The sequence below is a fragment of the Paraferrimonas sedimenticola genome, from assembly GCF_002282855.1.
Taxonomy (GTDB): Bacteria; Pseudomonadota; Gammaproteobacteria; order Enterobacterales; family Shewanellaceae; genus Paraferrimonas; species Paraferrimonas sedimenticola.
In genome coordinates, this window is the sequence record NZ_NRIR01000020.1 from 1 (window position 1) to 1,649 (window position 1,649).

The window sequence follows — 1,649 nt, forward strand, 5'->3', positions numbered from 1 at the left end:
AGCTGCCATTGAGCAGTTTCCTCTAAAAATTGTGTGAGTTCACATCTTGTGAACTATACTTGGTCGTGGTAAGGTTCACATGTTGTGAACTTGGAGCCAGCTGTGCACGTTATATCAAGAAAGCCGTTCAATGATGCGGCGAAGAAGTACCCCAATGATGCAACCGCTATTGAAGCGGTATATAAGTCACTAAGAAATGGAGATTTTGATTCTCCTGATGCACTCAGAGCTCTTTTTCCAAGTTTGGATAACTTCAAATACAAAGACAAATGGTGGGTTATCGATATCGGTGGAAACAATTTGCGATTAATTGCTTTCATCGAATTTAGAGACAACCGAATGTATGTAAAGCACATTGTGCCGCATGCCGAATACGACAAGCTTTGTAAAAGGTACGCAAAGGAGGCCGACTAATGGACTTCACTCGTGTTAAAGAAAAAGCAGCTGATCTATTTTCTGAGGTTGGCTTTGTGAGCCACATAAACAGCGAAGCTGAGTATGAACAGGCTTTGGAACTAATCGATGAGCTGTTTGACGATTACGATACCTATCGTCCGCTGATTGAGATTCTTGCTGTCTCTATTGAGAAATGGGAAAACGAGGCGGAAGAATTTGAAGAGTTTAATCGGAAAGTTGAAGCCCTTGATGACGGTGTTGCGGTTCTTCGTACCCTTATGGATCAATACCAACTTAAAGCCGAAGATCTTAAGGAAGAACTCGGCGGAAAAAGCTTAGTATCCATGGTTCTTAACGGTTCAAGAAACTTAACGCGAGATCATATTCAAGCGCTTTCTGCTCGTTTCAAAGTGGCACCATCAGTCTTCTTTCATCAGTAGTTTGAAATTGCTGTCGGGTTAATTACTGCGATTGCCGAACGCATTAGCGCTTTAGTAAGCAACCCGACAACCAATTAGTTACGACTCAGTCTGCTCGGCCATTTCTAGAGCATCATCCACTTCGATTCCCAGATACCTCACTGTACTCTCGAGCTTTGTGTGTCCAAGCAGTAACTGAACTGCACGAATATTTTTCGTCCTTTTGTAAATCAACGAAGCTTTAGTCCGTCTTAAGGAGTGGGTCCCATACAGAGCTGGCTCCAACCCGATCATTTTGAACCAATTATTGGCGATTCGAGCATATTGTCTTGTCGATAGGTGCTCAGAGGAACTAACCCTACTTTTGAACAAGAAATCTTGGGGCGTTAGGCGGTCTCTGGCTATCAAATTACATACGGCATGGCGAGTTTTTCGCGTTAGTTCAAACTGGACAGGCCGACCTGTTTTCTGCTGAATAACAGAAGCCCTAGGTTGCACAACTTGGCTTGTACAAACATCTTTAACTTTAAGAGTGGTTAAGTCACAAGCCCGAAGTTTACTGTCAATCGCTAGGTTGAATAACGCCAGGTTTCGAACCTGCTGCTCTAGCTCAAGCCTTATTCTGATCGCCCAAATTTCTTCTAGCTTGAGCGGTAGTTTCTGGCCGACGAGCTTACCTTTGTTCCAGGCTGGCTTCTTAGGGTATGGTATTAGTGCATACATGATACGACTCCATTGAGAGGGGGCGTGATCAAGTATGAGTTAGCAGCGTTGGCCTATAGAGATATTGCAGCTCTCGGGGCGACTAGTTGGATTTGGCCCTTAGCTGCCGTT

Annotated in this window: 3 protein-coding genes; 2 read left to right on the forward strand and 1 reads right to left on the reverse strand. The window is 44.1% G+C overall.

Translation table 11 applies throughout. The annotated features are described in order from the left end of the window. Positions 1-102: 102 nt before the first annotated feature. Positions 103-414 (forward strand): type II toxin-antitoxin system HigB family toxin, encoded by a 312-nt coding sequence (locus tag CLC93_RS17540; protein ID WP_095507285.1) that lies wholly within the window; start codon positions 103-105, stop codon positions 412-414. Next, positions 414-836: a helix-turn-helix domain-containing protein gene (locus CLC93_RS17545; protein ID WP_095507286.1), complete on the forward strand. Its 423-nt coding sequence runs from the start codon at positions 414-416 to the stop codon at positions 834-836. The genes CLC93_RS17540 and CLC93_RS17545 overlap by 1 nt, the downstream gene beginning before the upstream one ends. Positions 837-914: 78 nt before the next feature. On the opposite strand, the gene CLC93_RS17550 is transcribed toward CLC93_RS17545, so the two are convergent. Continuing rightward, positions 915-1,538: a tyrosine-type recombinase/integrase gene (locus CLC93_RS17550; RefSeq protein ID WP_095507287.1), complete on the reverse strand. Its 624-nt coding sequence runs from the start codon at positions 1,536-1,538 to the stop codon at positions 915-917. Between the last annotated feature and the right edge of the window lie 111 nt (positions 1,539-1,649).

Excerpts from the sequence above, each read along its gene's own strand:
- CLC93_RS17545 (WP_095507286.1), top strand. The coding sequence starts at position 414 with ATGGACTTCACTCGTGTTAAAGAAAAAGCAGCTGATCTATTTTCTGAG.
- CLC93_RS17550 (WP_095507287.1), bottom strand. The coding sequence starts at position 1,538 with ATGTATGCACTAATACCATACCCTAAGAAGCCAGCCTGGAACAAAGGT.